General features: G+C 71.1%; 13 protein-coding genes and 1 pseudogene. 9 read left to right on the forward strand and 5 right to left on the reverse strand.

The features are described from left to right. Window positions 1–56: 56 nt before the first annotated feature. Window positions 57–767 (forward strand): response regulator transcription factor, encoded by a 711-nt coding sequence (locus QMO76_RS02300; protein ID WP_306359661.1) that lies wholly within the window; start codon window positions 57–59, stop codon window positions 765–767. Here the strand turns inward: QMO76_RS02300 and QMO76_RS02305 are convergent. Then, the gene (locus QMO76_RS02305; RefSeq protein ID WP_306359447.1) at window positions 730–1,506 is read right to left on the reverse strand and encodes an NUDIX domain-containing protein; all 777 of its coding nucleotides are present in this window, start codon (window positions 1,504–1,506) and stop codon (window positions 730–732) included. The two genes, QMO76_RS02300 and QMO76_RS02305, sit on opposite strands and share 38 nt — an antisense overlap. 78 nt (window positions 1,507–1,584) lie before the next feature. On the opposite strand from QMO76_RS02305, the gene nadA reads away from it, so the two are divergent. From nadA to nadC, 3 genes are all read left to right on the forward strand, one after another. Continuing rightward, window positions 1,585–2,655, forward strand: a complete 1,071-nt coding sequence (nadA, locus tag QMO76_RS02310; protein WP_306359448.1) for a quinolinate synthase NadA — start codon at window positions 1,585–1,587, stop codon at window positions 2,653–2,655. Between the two features lie 388 nt (window positions 2,656–3,043). Continuing rightward, window positions 3,044–4,966 (forward strand): L-aspartate oxidase, encoded by a 1,923-nt coding sequence (locus QMO76_RS02315; RefSeq protein WP_306359449.1) that lies wholly within the window; start codon window positions 3,044–3,046, stop codon window positions 4,964–4,966. A gap of 328 nt (window positions 4,967–5,294) precedes the next feature. Beyond that, window positions 5,295–6,155, forward strand: coding sequence for a carboxylating nicotinate-nucleotide diphosphorylase (nadC, locus tag QMO76_RS02320; protein ID WP_306359450.1), 861 nt, complete (start codon window positions 5,295–5,297; stop codon window positions 6,153–6,155). 10 nt (window positions 6,156–6,165) lie between these two features. Here nadC and QMO76_RS02325 read toward each other — a convergent pair whose 3' ends face one another. The 3 genes and pseudogenes from QMO76_RS02325 to QMO76_RS02335 form a co-directional block, all read right to left on the reverse strand. Further along, complete coding sequence (locus tag QMO76_RS02325) at window positions 6,166–6,657, reverse strand: tellurite resistance TerB family protein (RefSeq protein WP_306359451.1); 492 nt, start codon at window positions 6,655–6,657, stop codon at window positions 6,166–6,168. Window positions 6,658–6,859: 202 nt separating this feature from the next. Then, window positions 6,860–8,038 carry a winged helix DNA-binding domain-containing protein gene (locus QMO76_RS02330; protein ID WP_306359452.1) on the reverse strand — a complete coding sequence of 393 codons (1,179 nt, stop codon included), beginning with the start codon at window positions 8,036–8,038 and terminating at the stop codon, window positions 6,860–6,862. A gap of 303 nt (window positions 8,039–8,341) precedes the next feature. After that, window positions 8,342–10,316, reverse strand: a pseudogene (locus tag QMO76_RS02335) (ABC transporter permease). 231 nt (window positions 10,317–10,547) lie between these two features. Here QMO76_RS02335 and QMO76_RS02340 point away from each other — a divergent pair. The 3 genes from QMO76_RS02340 (at window position 10,548) to QMO76_RS02350 (ending at window position 13,675) form a co-directional block, all read left to right on the forward strand. Beyond that, the gene (locus QMO76_RS02340; RefSeq protein WP_306359453.1) at window positions 10,548–11,411 is read left to right on the forward strand and encodes an arylamine N-acetyltransferase; all 864 of its coding nucleotides are present in this window, start codon (window positions 10,548–10,550) and stop codon (window positions 11,409–11,411) included. 220 nt (window positions 11,412–11,631) lie between these two features. Beyond that, window positions 11,632–13,197: a serine/threonine-protein kinase gene (locus QMO76_RS02345; protein ID WP_306359454.1), complete on the forward strand. Its 1,566-nt coding sequence runs from the start codon at window positions 11,632–11,634 to the stop codon at window positions 13,195–13,197. A 184-nt stretch (window positions 13,198–13,381) separates the two neighbouring features. Further along, on the forward strand, window positions 13,382–13,675 hold the full coding sequence (locus QMO76_RS02350; RefSeq protein ID WP_306359455.1) for a hypothetical protein: 294 nt from the start codon (window positions 13,382–13,384) through the stop codon (window positions 13,673–13,675). Window positions 13,676–13,718: 43 nt separating this feature from the next. Here QMO76_RS02350 and QMO76_RS02355 read toward each other — a convergent pair whose 3' ends face one another. Further along, the gene (locus tag QMO76_RS02355) at window positions 13,719–14,564 is read right to left on the reverse strand and encodes a helix-turn-helix transcriptional regulator (protein ID WP_306359456.1); all 846 of its coding nucleotides are present in this window, start codon (window positions 14,562–14,564) and stop codon (window positions 13,719–13,721) included. A 139-nt stretch (window positions 14,565–14,703) separates the two neighbouring features. Here QMO76_RS02355 and QMO76_RS02360 point away from each other — a divergent pair, with 139 nt between their 5' ends. Then, entirely contained in the window at window positions 14,704–15,738 is a 1,035-nt protein-coding gene (locus tag QMO76_RS02360) for an aldo/keto reductase (protein WP_306359457.1), read from the forward strand. Between the two features lie 20 nt (window positions 15,739–15,758). Further along, complete coding sequence (locus QMO76_RS02365) at window positions 15,759–16,046, forward strand: putative quinol monooxygenase (protein ID WP_306359458.1); 288 nt, start codon at window positions 15,759–15,761, stop codon at window positions 16,044–16,046. The last annotated feature ends 6 nt before the right edge of the window (window positions 16,047–16,052 follow it).

The raw sequence follows: 16,052 nt of genomic DNA on the forward strand, positions 1-16,052 counted from the left end.
ATCGGATGAGGACAATGACGGAGAGCGTGGTGACCGACCGAAGTCCGGGGGGACGGGTGCGGTTGCTGCTGATCGAGGACGACGACATAGCCGGCGATGCACTGGTGGATATGTTGACCGAGAGGGGTTTCGACGCCGAACGCAAACGCCGGGGAGCCGACCTGCTGCTCGGCCACCGGGACTACGACGCCGTCCTGCTGGATCTGGGGCTGCCCGACGGTTGCGGCCTGACCACCCTGCGGCGGCTGCGCGAGGTGAGTTCGATACCGGTGGTGCTGCTCAGCGAGGACGACGACGAACGGACCATCGTGCGGGGGCTGCGCGGTGGGGCCGACGACTGCCTGGTCAAACCGCCCCGGATCGGGGAACTGGTGGCGCGCATCGAACACGCCATGCGCCGGACCGCGGCGGAGGCGGCGGCCCGGTCCGCGGTGGTGGACACCGGTGATGTGCGCGTCGATCCGGTGGCCCGCGAGGTCACCGTGGCCGGCGCGCCGGTGCTGCTCACCCACAAGGAGTTCGAGCTGGTGGAGGCGCTGGTGCAGCGGCCGGGGCAGGCGGTGAGCCGGGAGATCCTGATGGACCGCATCTGGGGCGACGCCTTTCTCGCCGTGTCCCGCAGTCTGGACGTGCACATCTCGACCCTGCGCGCCAAACTCGACCGGCCCGGACTGATCACCACCGTGCGCGGCTTCGGCTACCGCTGGGCTACCGAACCCGAGGTGGCGGTCAGCTCGGTGGGCGCAGTGCCGCGAATTCGTCGGTGACCCGGATCTCGGTGTCGGCGAAGCGGTAGAGCGCGGCCGGGCGGCCACCCGTCCGGCCGGGTGAGGCGGTCGCGCCGGTGGGGGTGATCACCCCGCGGCGCGACAGCACCCGTTGCAGATTCGTGGTGTCCACGTCGTATCCGAGTGCCGCGCAATAGATTTCGCGCAGCGTGGACATGGTGAAGCGCTCCGGGGCCAGGCCGAAGGCGATATTGGTGTAGGAGAGCTTGGCCGCCAGCCGGGTGCGGGCGTGCCCCACCACCACACCGTGGTCGAAGGACATGTCCGGCAGCGCCGAGACCGGATGCCAGCGGGTGTCCGGCGGCAGTTTCGGATCGGCGGTCAGCGGTACCAGGCCCAGATAGGCCGAGGCGATGCGGCGGTCGCCGGGCACCCGGTGCGGATCGCTGAACACCGACAGCTGTTCCAGGTGGGTCAGCTCGCGCACATCCACCTTCTCGGCGAGCTGACGGGCGGCGGAGATATCGAGGTCCTCGTCGTCGCGCAGCCGCCCGCCCGGCAGCGACCAGGTGCCCTTGGCCGGATCGAGGGCGCGCTCCCACAGCAGCACCGCCAGCTCGGTGCGTTGGCCGGGCGGGCAGCGGTGATCGAGCGATCGACGGGGCGCTTCGGCCCCGGAACGCCCGGAAACGTCACTACCTGCGGTGATGTCATCGGGGAAGCGGCGAACCTGGAACACCGCGGTGAGCGTTTCGTGGATGGTGCTACGATGGGCCACGTTTTCGATTCTAAGTCGAAAACCGGGTGTATGCGAATCGGCGAAGCTGCCGGACGCATGAGAGTTAGGAGCCAGACCATGGCTGCACTGGGTGCGATGATGCCGCTGACCGAGCGCATCACCGATGGACCGTCGGGTTTCGGCGGAGTCGAGGCCACGCCGGAATGGGCGCGGGAGATCAAGCGACTGGCGCGCGAGCGCAATGCCACCATCCTCGCGCACAACTACCAGCTGCCCGAGATCCAGGACGTCGCCGACCACGTGGGTGACTCCCTCGCGCTGTCCCGTATCGCGGCCGAAGCGCCCGAGGACACCATCGTGTTCTGCGGTGTGCACTTCATGGCCGAGACCGCCAAGATCCTGAGCCCGGAGAAGACCGTGCTCATTCCCGACCAGCGCGCGGGCTGCTCGCTGGCCGACTCCATCACCGCCGACGAACTGCGTGCGTGGAAGGCCGAACATCCCGGGGCGCTGGTGGTCTCCTACGTCAACACCACCGCCGCGGTGAAGGCACTCACCGATATCTGCTGCACGTCCTCCAACGCCGTGGACGTGGTCGCCTCCATCGATCCCGACCGCGAGGTGCTGTTCCTGCCGGACCAGTTCCTCGGCGCGCACGTCAAGCGGGTGACCGGGCGCGAGAACATGCACATCTGGATGGGCGAATGCCACGTGCACGCCGGGATCAACGGCGACGAGCTGAACGAGCAGGCCCGCGCCCATCCGGACGCGGAACTGTTCGTGCACCCCGAATGCGGCTGCGCCACCTCGGCGCTCTACCTCGCCGGCGCGGGTGAGTTCCCGGCCGACCGGGTGCACATCCTGTCCACCGGCGGCATGATCGACGCCGCCAAGGCCGCGGCGGCTCGGAGTTCGCGCGGCGGCGAGTCGGGCACAGCGAACCAGGTGCTGGTCGCCACCGAGGTCGGCATGCTGCACCAGCTGCGCAAGGCCGCCCCCGGCGTGGACTTCCAGGCCGTCAACGACCGCGCCTCCTGCAAGTACATGAAGATGATCACCCCCGCCGCCCTGCTCCGCTCCCTGGTGGAGAACCGCGACGAGGTCCACGTCGACCCCGAAACCGCCGCCCTGGCCCGCAATTCGGTGCAGCGGATGATCGAGATCGGCAATCCGGGCGGCGGCGAGTGAACACCGGCCCCCAGCTCTCGGCGGCCCGCGTGGCCGCCGAGCCGGGGGCGCTGGCCGCCGGGCTGAGGAAGTACATGGTCGCCGGTCGGGGAGCGTGCCCGATTGCCGCACCGGGCGCGCGGGTGACCGCGCCGGTATCACGGGTAGCCGGGCTCGCGACGCGTATGGCCGCCGGTCGGGGAGCGCGGCTGGTCATCGAGTCGGGAGCTCGAATGGCGGTGCCGGGAGTGAATACGTGCGCCGAGCCGCCGGAGCCTGGGGTGCGCGTGGGCGGCGTGCCGGGGACGTGCACTGTCGGCGTGCCGGGTGCGCGAGTTCGCGCCGGGTCGTTCCGCCGCGGCACGACGGCGCATTGGACGCGCACGACCGCCGGGAAGGGAGAGAGCCGGTGAGCATCACGATCAGCTGGGAGGCCGAGGCCGATCTCGTCGTCGTGGGTGGCGGGGTGGCGGGGCTCACCGCCGCGCGCACCGCGTCGCTGCGGGGGTTGCGCGTGCTCACCCTGAGCAAGGGCGGGCCGACCGATACCGCGACGCAGTACGCACAGGGCGGGATCGCCGTCGTGGCCCCGCACGGGGATTCGGTGGAGTCGCATGTCGAGGACACCGTGCTGGCCGGGGCCGGGTTGTGCGATGCGGACGCGGTGCGCTCGATCGTCGAGGGCGGGCGGGATGCCGTCGCGGCGCTGACCGATCTGGGTGCGGTATTCGATCTCGGGCGGGACGGGCAGGTATCGCGGACCCGCGAGGGCGGGCACAGCACGCGGCGCATCATCCATGCCGGGGGCGATGCCACCGGGGCCGAGGTGCAGCGCGCGCTGAACGCGGCGGGCCTTCCGGTGATCTTCGGCGCGGCCGCCGTGGAGATCATCACCGGCCCGGCCGGAGTCCGGGGCGTGCTCGCCCTGTCGGACCGGGGCTTCGGCGTGGTGCACGCGCCCGCCGTGCTGCTGGCCACCGGTGGGCTGGGACAGCTGTACGCGTGCAGCACCAATCCCGCCGGGGCGACGGCCGACGGCGTCGCACTGGCGCTGCGTGCGGGCGCGGCGGTGGCGGATCTGGAGTTCGTGCAGTTCCATCCGACCGTGCTGTACGCCCGCGGCGGGCTGGGGCGGCGACCGCTCATCAGCGAGGCCGTGCGCGGCGAGGGCGCGATTCTGGTGGACACCGAAGGCAATTCGATCACCGCCGGGGTACACCCGCGCGGTGACCTCGCACCGCGCGACGTGGTGTCGCGTGCCATCGCGGCCCGTATGCGCGAACTGGGCACCGAGCACGTCTATCTCGACGCCCGCGCCATCGACGGTTTCGCCCAGCGGTTCCCGACCATCACCGCCTCCTGCCTGGCCGCGGCCATCGACCCGCGCACCGGGCTCATCCCCGTCGCTCCCGCCGCCCACTACCAGTGCGGCGGCGTGGTCACCGACACCCACGGCCGCACCACCGTCCCCGGCCTGTACGCCGCGGGCGAGGTGGCGCGCACCGGCCTGCACGGCGCGAACCGGCTCGCCTCCAACAGTCTGCTCGAGGGACTGGTGGTCGGTGAACGCGCGGGCGCGGCGGCCGCCGAACGCCTCGGCGCAGCCGACCTCGTCACCGAGCTCGGCCCCCTGCGCCTACCCCGCGCCGACCGCACCGCCCTGCAACGGTTGATGACCGACCGCGCGTCCGTCGTCCGCGACGGCGACGGCCTGCGCGAGGGCGTGCTGCGCCTGCTCGAACTGCTCGCCGCCGCCGGAGCCGGAACCGATTCCGGCGGAATCGAGTTCGACGCCCCGGCGCGGGACGGCGAACTCGGCGCGCCGCACACTCCGCCTCCCGGTCCGCTGGACGGGGCGGACGCCGATCCGCGCGGGGAACGCGGCGCGGCCCCGCACGGCGGACTCCAGCGCGGGGCCGATGCCGCGCGATCGCGGCCGTCTCTCGGTGGCGACAGTGCCGGGCCGGAGGGCGCACCGCATACCGCCGGGCTCAGCGGCGGGCACCGGATCGGGCCGCCCACCGCCGCTCGCGGACAGCACGCCGCCGAGCTCGGCGAACCGCGGTCCGGTGCGCCCGCGCACATTCCGACGACCATCGCCGATATCGAGGACGCCGCGCTCACCCTCACCGCCCGGGTACTGCTGGTCGCGGCGGCGGCACGCACGGAAAGCCGCGGCTGCCACACTCGTTCGGATTATCCGGAGCCGCGTGTGGAGCAGCGGCGCAGTGTCGCGGTGCGGCTCGGCGAGGACGGCCGCCCGCAACTGCTCACCGAGGGCTGGGAGGAGTGCCCCGCATGGTCGCGAACCGCCGTGCCGACCGCACCGTGAGCCCGCCGGTGGCCGCGGCCGTTCCCGCTCGACGGCATCCGGTCCCGCACCGCGTTCCGGGACGCGCGTCGGCACCGTGCCCCGGCACCGCCGCTCCAGGGTGTGGTCGGCCTCCCGCCGCTACTCGCCGAGGCGTGGGGGATGCCCGCACGGTCGCGTACCGCGAGGCCGACCACCGCCTGAGCCCGACCGCGCCCGCCGATCGCGGTGCCGCTGCGCGGGATCCGGGGGTGCGGCGCATCGCCGGACGCGGATGCGCGTCGGCAGCGTGCCCCGGCACCGCCGTCCGCCCGCGCGGTGTTCGTTCCATCGATCCAGGAGTGCAGCGATGACTCTCGATTCCGGACTCGACCGCGACGAGGTGGTCGCGCTCATTCGCACCGCCCTCGACGAGGATCTGCGCTACGGACCCGATATCACCACGGTGGCGACGGTGCCCGAGGACGCCGCGGTGAAGGCGGCGGTGGTCTCGCGCCAGGACGGCACCGTGGCCGGGCTGGATATCGGGTTGCTGGTGCTGGACGAGGTGATCGGTGCTGGCGATTACGAGGTCACCGAGCGGGTGCCGGACGGCACCCGGGTGCGGCCGGGTGATGCGGTGCTGGGCATCGTGGCTCCCACCCGCGGCCTGCTCACCGCCGAGCGCACCATGCTCAATATCGTCTGCCACCTCTCCGGAATCGCCACCGCCACCGCCGCATGGGTGGACGCCGTGGCGGGCACCGGATGCCGCATCCGCGACAGCCGCAAGACGCTGCCGGGCCTGCGGGCACTACAGAAGTACGCGGTCCGAGTCGGCGGCGGCGTGAACCACCGCATGGGGCTCGGCGACGCCGCGCTCATCAAGGACAACCACGTGGTCGCCGCCGGGTCGGTGGTGGCCGCGCTGCACGCGGTGCGCGCCCTGAACCCCGCCATCGCCTGCGAGGTGGAGGTGGACAGCCTGGAGCAGCTCGACGCCGTGCTCGCCGAGGACGTGGAACTCGTCCTGCTGGACAACTTCCCGCTGTGGGCCACCCAGGCCGCCGTGCAGCGCCGCGACACCCGTTCACCGCACACCAAGCTGGAGTCCTCCGGCGGCCTGTCCCTGGACGCCGCCGCCGACTACGCCCGCACCGGCGTGGACTATCTGGCCGTCGGCGCGCTCACCCACTCCGTGCGCGTGCTGGACCTCGGCCTGGACATGTAGGGCCGCCGCGTCAGTCGGGGAGTCCGAACTCCTCGGGATCCAGCAGCAGCACCTGGCAGGCTTCCCGAATGGTGGCTGCCTCGTGCTGGTCGAAGCCGCCGTCCGCATTGCCGATCATGATGCCCAACTGCACGACGGCACGCGCCTCGGCCGGCTTGCCGGTGCACTTGGCGACCTGCTGCATGACGTAGGCGCGGCCGAACGCCGGATCCATGGCGATCCGATTGCAGTTGTCCTCGAAGAGATTTCGCAGCTCGTCCACGGGAAATTGGCGCAGCACCGGATCGGCGCCGATGAGCTGCGCCACCCGCATCCGCTCGGTCGGATCGATACTGCCGTCCGCGGCCGCCACCAGCGCGCAGATCCCCATGGTGGCGTCCCGGAAGGAGCCGCCGCGCAGCTCGGTGCGCTTGGCCAGCAACTGCTCCCGCCACTTCGGCGCCTGATCGACCAACTGGCTGATCGTGCGCGCGTTGTAGAGGAAGCGGTTCAGGAAGGCCATGACACTCTCCGAGATGAGAAGAACCGGGCCAGCGCCCCCGCGCCCGGACATGCAGATGTACCAGCAGACCCTAACAGCGCACCCGTCCACCCGACACCCGGCGGAATTTGAAGGATAAAACGGAAGACGAAGCGGCCGAACGAAATCCGGGCGGAACAGCGTGCGCACGGTGGGCCGACGCCGGGCGCGCCGTGGGTCCCGGTCAGGCCGTGAGCTCCCGCTCCAAGGGCGTGCGGAAGCGGGGGATGGGCCGGATCTCGCCGTACCAGTCGATGAGCCGGGCGGCCTCGGCCTCGATGCGGCGCTCGGCGTCGGAACCGATGTCCTCCAGCAGCCGCCACACGATCTCGCCGTCGGCCCGCTGCGCCCAGCCGCCGACGATGCGCCCGTCCCACCACACGGTCGGCCCCACATTGCCATTGCGGTCGAACAGGGCCGGACCGTGCGCGCCCAGATACCAGTCGCGCGCCTGCCACCCCATCGGCGTCGCATCGAGGGCGGGCAGCAGCGCCGCCCACGGTTCCGGTGCGGCGACCGGGTCCAGATCGTCGGCGAGCACCAGTCCGGTGCCGCCGTCCAGCGCGACCTCGACGGTATCCAGTCGCGCCAGCGCCTTCTTCACCTCGGCGACGGTCCACCCGGTCCACCATTTGATATCACTCACCGGCGCCGGGCCGAACCGACGCAGCCACTGCCGCACCAACTCCGCCCGCGCCTCGTCGGCGGGCATGGCCGGAATCCCGTCCGGCAGCCAGGATTCCACCGGCGCCCAGGTGTACTGGCTGCTGGACCACGACCCGTTGGGCCGCCCCCGCACGATGCGTCCCTCCGCACCCAGGGTCACCAGCACCCAGGTGGTGATATTCGTCGGCTTCGAATACGGCTTGCCCGGCGCGGTGTCGACCTGCGTCCGCAGCCGCGGCACGTCCTTGCTCAACTGCGCCCCGGTCGCTGCCCCCCGTGTCAGCAGCGCCCGATGCGTCTGCGCCTCGACCTCGGCCCACCACGCCGACACCTCCCCGTCGACGACCCCGGCCTGTTCGATGAAGCGCCCGTAGGTCTTTCGCTGCTTGTCGGCCAGCACGTCGGCGCACGACGCCTGCAATACCGGCACCGTCTCGATCGGCGCCACGAACATCGTGCGCCGCATGGCCAGCATGCGCAGCAGCGTCCGATCCTCGTACAGGGCCTTCTCCACATGTCGCGGCTCCGCCGTCCGGCTGCGCGCGGCGACCGACAGGAACACCGTCGCCGGATCGGTGGCGTGCAGCACCACCAGCGCCCGCGCGATCTCGGCGGCATCGTCCACCCGCGCTGCGGGGGAGAGCAGGTGCCGGACCGCCAGTCGAGCGCGCCGTTGCGCGGTATCGATCGAACGCATGGGCGAATGGTAGCGGCCGGGTGCGACAGCCGCGCATCCGGCCGCGGATGTCACCCGACATCGCGTTCCCGTCGGTGTCGTGCCGTAGCGTGCCGGACCGAACGCCCGACCACGCAACGCATTTCGACTCAGGAAGAACGCATGGATCTGCATCCGGCCGCCAGCCGATACTTCGGCCTCCCCGTTCCCCCGATCCGTGGCCGACGTCGTGGACGAGCAGCTACTCGACTACTGGGTCGGCGAGCGCGGTCACCTGGTGGACGCCCACCTGGCTGGCCTACCGGGAGGTCGTGGTCTGGGGCGTCAGTCCGCGGCGACCGCGTCGACGATATTCAGCCGGGCCGCGCGCAGGGCGGGCGGAATCGAGCCGAGCAGGCTCAGGCCGAGGGCCGCCGCCACGAAGACCGGGAGCAGCGGGCCGGGCCGGGCGTCGATCTCGATGCCGAGCAGATCGGTGGCGATGGCGGCGTAGAGGAACTGTTCGAGCAGGCCGAAGACGAGGCCGAGGGCCGCGCCCACGGTCCCGATGGCGGCGGCCTCGGCGAGGATCATGCGCAGGGCGAAGCGGCGGGTGGAGCCGACGGCGCGCAGGATGCCGAGTTCGCGGCGGCGTTCCAGCAGGGCCAGCATGAGCGTGTTGAGCAGGGCGGTGGCGGCGATGAGGGCGGTGATCACCAGGATGGCGCGGGCCAGCGCCATGGCCTGGGTCATGGAGGCGCTGATGCCGTCGAGGGCCTCGCGTCCGGAGTAGACGAAGACCCGCGGTCCGGCGGCCGCGCGCCCCGCGCACGGCGTCGTCATTGGCCCCGGTGATGGTCACCGTCATGCCCACCGCGATGGTGACCGTCATCAGGGTGGCCCACACCCGTCGGGGTGCTCGTTCGATATTCACCGCCGCCAGCACCCCGGCACCACCGCAGCGCCGCGCCACCGCCGCGGTCGCCGCCACGATCGGCCCGGTGAGCAGGAAGGCCAGCGCGATCTGCGCGCCGAACGCGAATCCCAGTGCGACGGCGGAGAACACGCCCAGCTGTGCGCGGATCACCAGCAGCGTCGCCGCCGCCAGCGCCACCACCGCCACGGCGGCCGCGATCCGCGTCCGCCGCGACCCGGCGTCGGCCCGCGACACCCCGACCGGCGCCAGCGCCTCCACCGGAGCCACCCGGTACACCTGCCGGGCCGCCACCGCCGCGGCCCCGACGCTGGTCAGCACCGCCGCCGTGCTGGCCACCGGCACCGCGTAACCCGGCAGGATGTACTCCAGCCGCACCTCCACCAGCTGGGTGACGGCGGGCGGCAGCATGCCGATGGCCCACCGTCCCGCGAGCATCCCCAGCAGCCCGCCCACCACCCCGCCGACCAGCCCCACCACGGCCGCTTCGGCGAGCGTGTCGCGCACGATGGTCTGTTTGCGCCCGCCGATGGCTCGCAGCATGGAGATCACCGGACGGCGTTGCGCCAGCGCCATACTCATCGTGTTGTAGACCAGGAAGGCCGACACCACGAAGGCGATGCCGGCACCCATGGCGGCCATGAACCGCAGCATGAGCACGCCGTTGCCCGCGTCCGCGGCGCGCGCCGCGGGTTCGGCCACGATCGCCCGCCCGGCCACCGCCGCGTCCACGGCCGAACGCAGCCGTCCCGCATCCGCATCCGGTGCCGCCACGATCATGATGGAGTCGAGCTGTCCGGTGCGCCCGGCGATCCGCTGCGCCAGCGGCAGCGGCGCGACCACGTAGTGCCCGCCGTTGACGCGCGCCGATTCGCTGCCCGCGAGCACGGCGGCGACGGTGACCCGCAGCGAACCCAGCTGGAACACCTCGTTTTTCGCATAGCCCAGGTCCGGGCCGACGAGCACTCCGTTCGGCACGCCGAGCAGCGACCCGGCCGCGTCGTCGGCCACCGCCCCGCTCAGGTCGCCGCCCAGGGCCGCGCTCGATCCGTCCATGCCGAGCAGCAGCACCCGCTCGCCGTCGACCGGCAGATTCGCCCGCAGCAGCGGCACCGCCGCCGCCACCCCGGGTGCGCCCGCCACCTCGTCGCGCAGCGACTGCGCGAATCCGGCGTCGGTGACCCCGGAGACCTCCAGGTCCGCACTGCCCGCCAGCCCGGTCGTCAGCCGCTGCATCGAACCGGTCACCGATCCGGATATGGCGAACACCGCCACCAGGAAGGCCGCCGACACCGCCACCACCGCGACGGTCGCCAGCGTCCGCCCCCAGTGCACCGCGAATTCCCGCACCGTGAACAGCCGTAGTCGATCCAACGGCGCACTCACGGCCGCGCCCGCTTCCGCATCGAATCCGCCATGATCCCGCCTCCCCGCCGCGGTCCCAGGCTAAGTGCCCCGATCACCACTGTCCACGCGATGTTCGGCGGCGGTGCGCACCCGGCGTGCCCACGAAATCACCGTCGTGACCGTCCTCCGGCGGTGCCGGCAGACTGGCGCGGAACATCTTCGGTCCGAACACTGTTGATCGAATCGATGGCTGCGGAGGACGGAGGAGAGATGAGCGCCCCGGTGGACCCCTCGTACGGGTGGAACGGCGACGACCTGGATCTGGACGCGTATCTGGCGCGGATCGGGTACACGGGGGAGCGGACAGCGACCCTGGACACGTTGCGCGGGCTCACCTACGCGCACACCACCGGCATTCCGTTCGAGAACCTGGAGGTCATCCTCGGCCGCGATATCCCCCTTGACGTCGAATCCGTGCAGGACAAGCTGATTCGGCGCCGTCGCGGCGGCTACTGCTACGAGCACGTCGGCCTGTTCGCCGCCGCGCTGGAACGGCTCGGATTCACATTCACCGGACTGTCCGGCCGGGTCACCATGGGTGCGGCGGCGCTGCGGCCCGCCACCCACGCTCTGTTGCGGGTGGTGATCGACGATCGGGCCTGGCTGACCGACGTCGGTTTCGGCTTCGGGCCCCTGGCGCCGGTGGAGCTCACCGCCGACCGGGGCGAATTCGCCCTCGGCGCCTGGCGTTACCGGCTCGATCGCGCCGAGGGGCCACTCGGTGTGGAGCAGTGGACGCTGCACCACTTCGGCCGCGACGGCTGGATCGACCGCCACACCGCCGCCGTGAGCCCGCAGTACCGCATCGACTACGCGGTCGGCAACCACTTCGTCTCGACCTCGCCGCGTTCGCCGTTCACCACCCGCCCGTTCGTGCAGCGCTTCCTGCCGGAGGCGCACCACGTCCTCGACGGCACCGTCTGGACCACGGAGTATCCGGACGGCAGTGGCGATTCACGTGAGCTGGAGTTCGCCGAGCTGCCGAAGATCCTGACCGAGGTCTTCGATATCGAGCTGGCGGACGCCGACGCGGCGGAACTGGTGCGCGGGTCGTGGGTGGCGCGTCGGGAATAGTGATCCTCACCGCACACCGACGCTCGCGTTTCCCCAGCTGGTAACGCGATAATCACCCGAATGCGACGAGGATCTCAGCGAGATCTCAGTCATATCTCGCGCTGACGTCGGCGCGACGCTCGCGGCCCGCTACACTCGTGCGGGGAAACACGCGGGCAACCGCCCCGACACAGTCATTCATCGCGGAGAACTTCGGAGTAGTGCCATCGAAACCGGCCAAGTGATCGCAGGGCATTACCGCCTGGTCGAACGGATTGGTAGCGGCGGCACAGGCGTCGTCTGGCGAGCCGTCGACGAGAGGCTGGAACGGTCGGTGGCGATCAAACAGATCCTCACCCAGCCGACCCTGTCCCAAGCGGATAAGGACGTGGTGCGGCAGCGCGCGGCCCGAGAGGCCCGCAATGCCGCCCGGTTCCAGCACCCCAACGCCATCGTCGTCTTCGACATCACCGAGCACGAGGGCGACCCGTGCCTGGTCATGGAGTATCTGCCCTCGCAGAGCCTCGCCGTCGTACTGTCCTCGCAGGGCACGCTGCCGCTGCCGCAGGTGGCGCGCATCGGCGAGCAGGTGGCCTCGGCGCTCATCGCCGCCCACCGCGCGGGCATCGTGCACCGTGACGTCAAGCCCGGCAACATCCTGCTCGGCGACAACGGGGCGGTGAAGATCACCGACTTCGGCATCTCCAAGGCCAAGGGCGATGTGACGCTCACCGCCACCGGTCTCATCTCGGGCACCGCCGCCTACCTGGCCCCGGAGGTGGCGCGCGGAGCCGAGCCGACCCCCGCCGCCGATGTCTTCGCCCTGGGCGCGACGCTGTTCCACGCCCTGGAGGGCGAACCGCCCTACGGCACCAACCCGAATCCGCTCGCACTGCTGTACGCGGCCGCCAACGGTCAGTTGAGCGAGCCACGCAACGCCGGTCCGCTGGAGGATCTGCTGCGCCGCCTGCTGAGCTTCGAGCCGGAGGACCGGCCGAGCATGCACGAGGTGCGCGACCGCATGGCGGACTTCGCCGAGGTCGGCCCGGATGCCGACGCCACCCGCGTGCTGGCCGCGCGCCGCCCCCAGCAGCGCGGACCGGAAGCGCCGCGCCGCCCCGCGCCGCCGCGCCAGCCCACCCGGCCCATCGACCGCCGCCCGTCCGCCAACGCGGACATCCCCACCGGCGCGGTGAGCGCCGCGGCCCTGCTGGAGTCCACGCCGCCGCCGCGGCCCCCGACCTCGCACGGCCCCGCGACGCACACCGCCATGGAGCCGCACGCCGACGAGCCCGGCAGTCGCAAGTTCGTCTGGATCGCCCTGGTGAGTGTCCTGGTCGTGGTGGGCGGCGTGATTGCCGCCATGCTCAATTCCGGTGGCGGCGAAGGCGGTTCGGGCGTCGACGCGGGCGGCCCCACCACCTCGAAGGTGACCGGAGCGCCGCAGACCACCGAGGACACGTCCGCGCTGGGCGAGGCGAAGAACGCTGGCACCGTCAATGTCGGACAGGCAGGGCTGCAGATCAAGTACTTCTACGACGCCTTGTTGTCAGATTCATACAACCAAGCGTGGAGTATGTTGACCCCGGCAGCGCAGCAGGTGTACGGCGACTTCGATGCCTTCCAGGAGTTCTGGTCGCAGAACAGGGTTGCGGACTACCAGGGGATCGCTGGTTCCAACGGAGCTGACGGCTCAGCCGAGATGACTCTGTCATCGATCACCTACGGTGGTCGGTCCAAGTCACTGTCGCTCCGTGTTGTCGAGAGCCCGAGCGGCAGGCTCGTGATCGACAGCGCTACCAAGTAGTGAGGTGATCCGCGCTGTTGGTCGTACCGGCGATCGTACAGCGCTTTTCCGACTTCGTTCGCGGTGGCCGGGCACAGGCATCGGTGTAGTGCCTCGGTTCGATTCCGGTTGATCGTGGTCGGCGGACACTCTAAGCTCATCCCAGGGAGGGGAATCGAAAGCTCCTCCAGGGGAGGAGATTTCGATGTCGGTCATACGTTTCTTCAATTTGCGTCGTGCGGCGCTGACGGGTACTGCAGTGTTGGGGTTGGCCGCGTTCTCGTCTTTCGCCGCCGGTTCCGCAGAGGCAAGCGCATCCGACTGCCGAATGCTCCTGGTCAACAATGGGCAGGGCATCACCGCTGTCGAGCAAAGCGCTTGTAATCTCGGTGTCGTAGGCAATTTCGATGAATGCGTAGCAAAACTGCAGGCAGCGCCCGCATCTCGCCCGCTCGGGGTCGCACAGTCGGCCTGCGCGGCAGCCAACCGTCCAGGCTGATCACGCTGTTGGTACCCTGCGCTCGTTGAGGTAGCGTCTGCGATCACGTGGAGACGGGGGCGTCGATGCTGATGAGCAGCCGCAGCGCCACCTCGCTCGTGGAGCCCCGCTCCACGGTGTGGGCGACCAGTCCCTGATCGGGATCGTCCGGCAGGCGCAGGGTCTCGTAGCCGAGGTCGATGCGGCCCACCATCGGATGGCGGTACACATAGCGGCCGTGGGTCTTGTCCTTGATGTCGTGGCGCTGCCACAGTTCGGCGAAATCCGCGCTGTCCCGGCACATATCGTCGATCAGGGCGGCGATGGCCGGGTCGCCGGGGTTGCGGGCCGCGTCCAGCCGCAGATAGGCGACCACGTCGGCGGCCTTGGCGGGCCAGTCCTCGTAGAGGCCGCGCATGCCCTCGTCGAGGAAAACCAGCCGCGCGAGATTGCGCTCGTGCGGCGGGAGCGCGCCGAAGTCGGTGAGCAGCACGGCGGCCGCGCGATTCCACGCCAGCACCGCGGTGCCGCGGCCGACGATGTAGGCGGGCACATCCGGAGCCGCCTCCAACAGCCGCAGCAGTCCGGGGCGCACCCGCTGCGCACCCGGCGTCTCCGTGCCCGACCAGGGCCGCGCCAGGCGGTACAGGTGGTCGTGCTCCACCGGATTCAGCCGCAGCGCCCGCGAGACCGCGTCCAGCACCGATTCCGAGAAATGCAGGGTGCGCCCCTGCTCCAGCCGCACGTAGTGGTCCACGCTGACCCCGGCCAGCAGCGCCAGCTCCTCGCGGCGCAGGCCCGGCACCCGCCGCCGCACCCCGTGGTCGATCAGTCCCACCTGGTCCGGCCGCAGTCGTGCGCGCCGGGAGCGCAGGAATTCGCCGAGTTCCGCACGTCGATCCAAGACCATGCGTCCAGTATCCGATCCGGGCGCCGGACCGTCCTGGTCATCCGGAGCCCAGGCTGGCGCGGCGCTGTTTCGGCGCGGCACGGGGAACGAGTGTGGGCATCGCGGCCGGAACCGGTCCGGCCTCGAACAGGAGAGTCGAATGCACGCCACCCGCCCACTCGGCGACACCGGCATGGACATCACCCCGCTCGGCCTCGGCACCTGGGTCATCTCGGGCGCCGGCTGGCAGTACTCGTGGGGAGCCACCGACGACGCCGACTCCATCGCGGCCATCACCCACGCGGTGCGCGGCGGTATCAACTGGCTCGATACCGCACCGGCCTACGGGCTCGGCCATGCGGAGGAACTGGTCGGCCGCGCCCTGGCGGATCTGCCGGAGGCCGAGCGCCCCTATCTCTTCACCAAGACCGGTCTCATCTGGGAAGCCGACGACGACCGCACCGGCCCGCCGCGCCGCGTCATGCGTCCCGACACCGTGCGCGCCGAGCTCGAGGCGTCGCTGCGCCGCCTGCGCGTCGACCACATCGACCTCTACCAGGTGCACTGGCCCGACACCGGTGAGGTCTTCGTGTACCAGGGCGAGGCCGAGACCTCCGGCAACGCCACGCCGCTGGCGGAGTACTGGCAGGTCATGGCGGATCTCAAGAAGGAGGGCAAGGTCCGGGCCATCGGTCTGTCGAATCATGATGCGGCACAGTTGGACATCGCCGAATCCATCGCCCACGTGGATGCGATCCAGCCGCCGTTCTCGGCCGTCAACCGCGCCGCCGCCCCCGAAATCGCTTGGGCGCGAGCCCATGACACCGGCGTCATCGTCTATTCGCCGCTCCAGTCCGGCCTGCTGACCGGCGCCTTCACCGCCGACCGCGAGCTCGCCCCCGACGACTGGCGCAGCGGCAGCCCGGATTTCACCACCGATCTGCCCGCCAACCTCGCCCTGGTGGACGCGCTGCGCCCCATCGCGGCCCGCTACGACGTGAGCGTGGCCGAGATCGCCCTCGCCTGGGCCACCGCGTGGCCGGGCGTCACCGGAGCCATCGTCGGGGCGCGCACCCCGACGCAGATCGACGGCTGGATCAACGCGCGCGAGCTGGCGCTGACCGCGGCCGACCTCGACGAGATCGCCACCGCCATCACCACCACCGGCGCGGGCATCGGCCCCGCCCGCCCCTGACCCGCGAGGAGAGCACACCCATGACCCTGCACGTGACCGCCGAGTTCCACGCCCACGCCGGCCGGGAGGACCGGCTGCGCACCGCGCTCGAGGGCATGATCGAACCCTCGCTGGCGGAACCCGGCTGCCTGGCCTACCAGCCCTTCGTCGATCCCAACGACGCCACGCACTGGGTGCTGGTGGAGCAGTGGACCGGGGCCGACGCGCTGGACGAGCATTTCGAGACACCGCACTTCCGGCACGTACGCGACGTGCTCGACACGGTGTTGGCCGAGCCGATGGTGATCCACCGGCTCACGGTGGCGTGATCGCGG

Source organism: Nocardia sp. CC227C (assembly GCF_030767025.1).
Taxonomy (GTDB): domain Bacteria; phylum Actinomycetota; class Actinomycetes; order Mycobacteriales; family Mycobacteriaceae; genus Nocardia.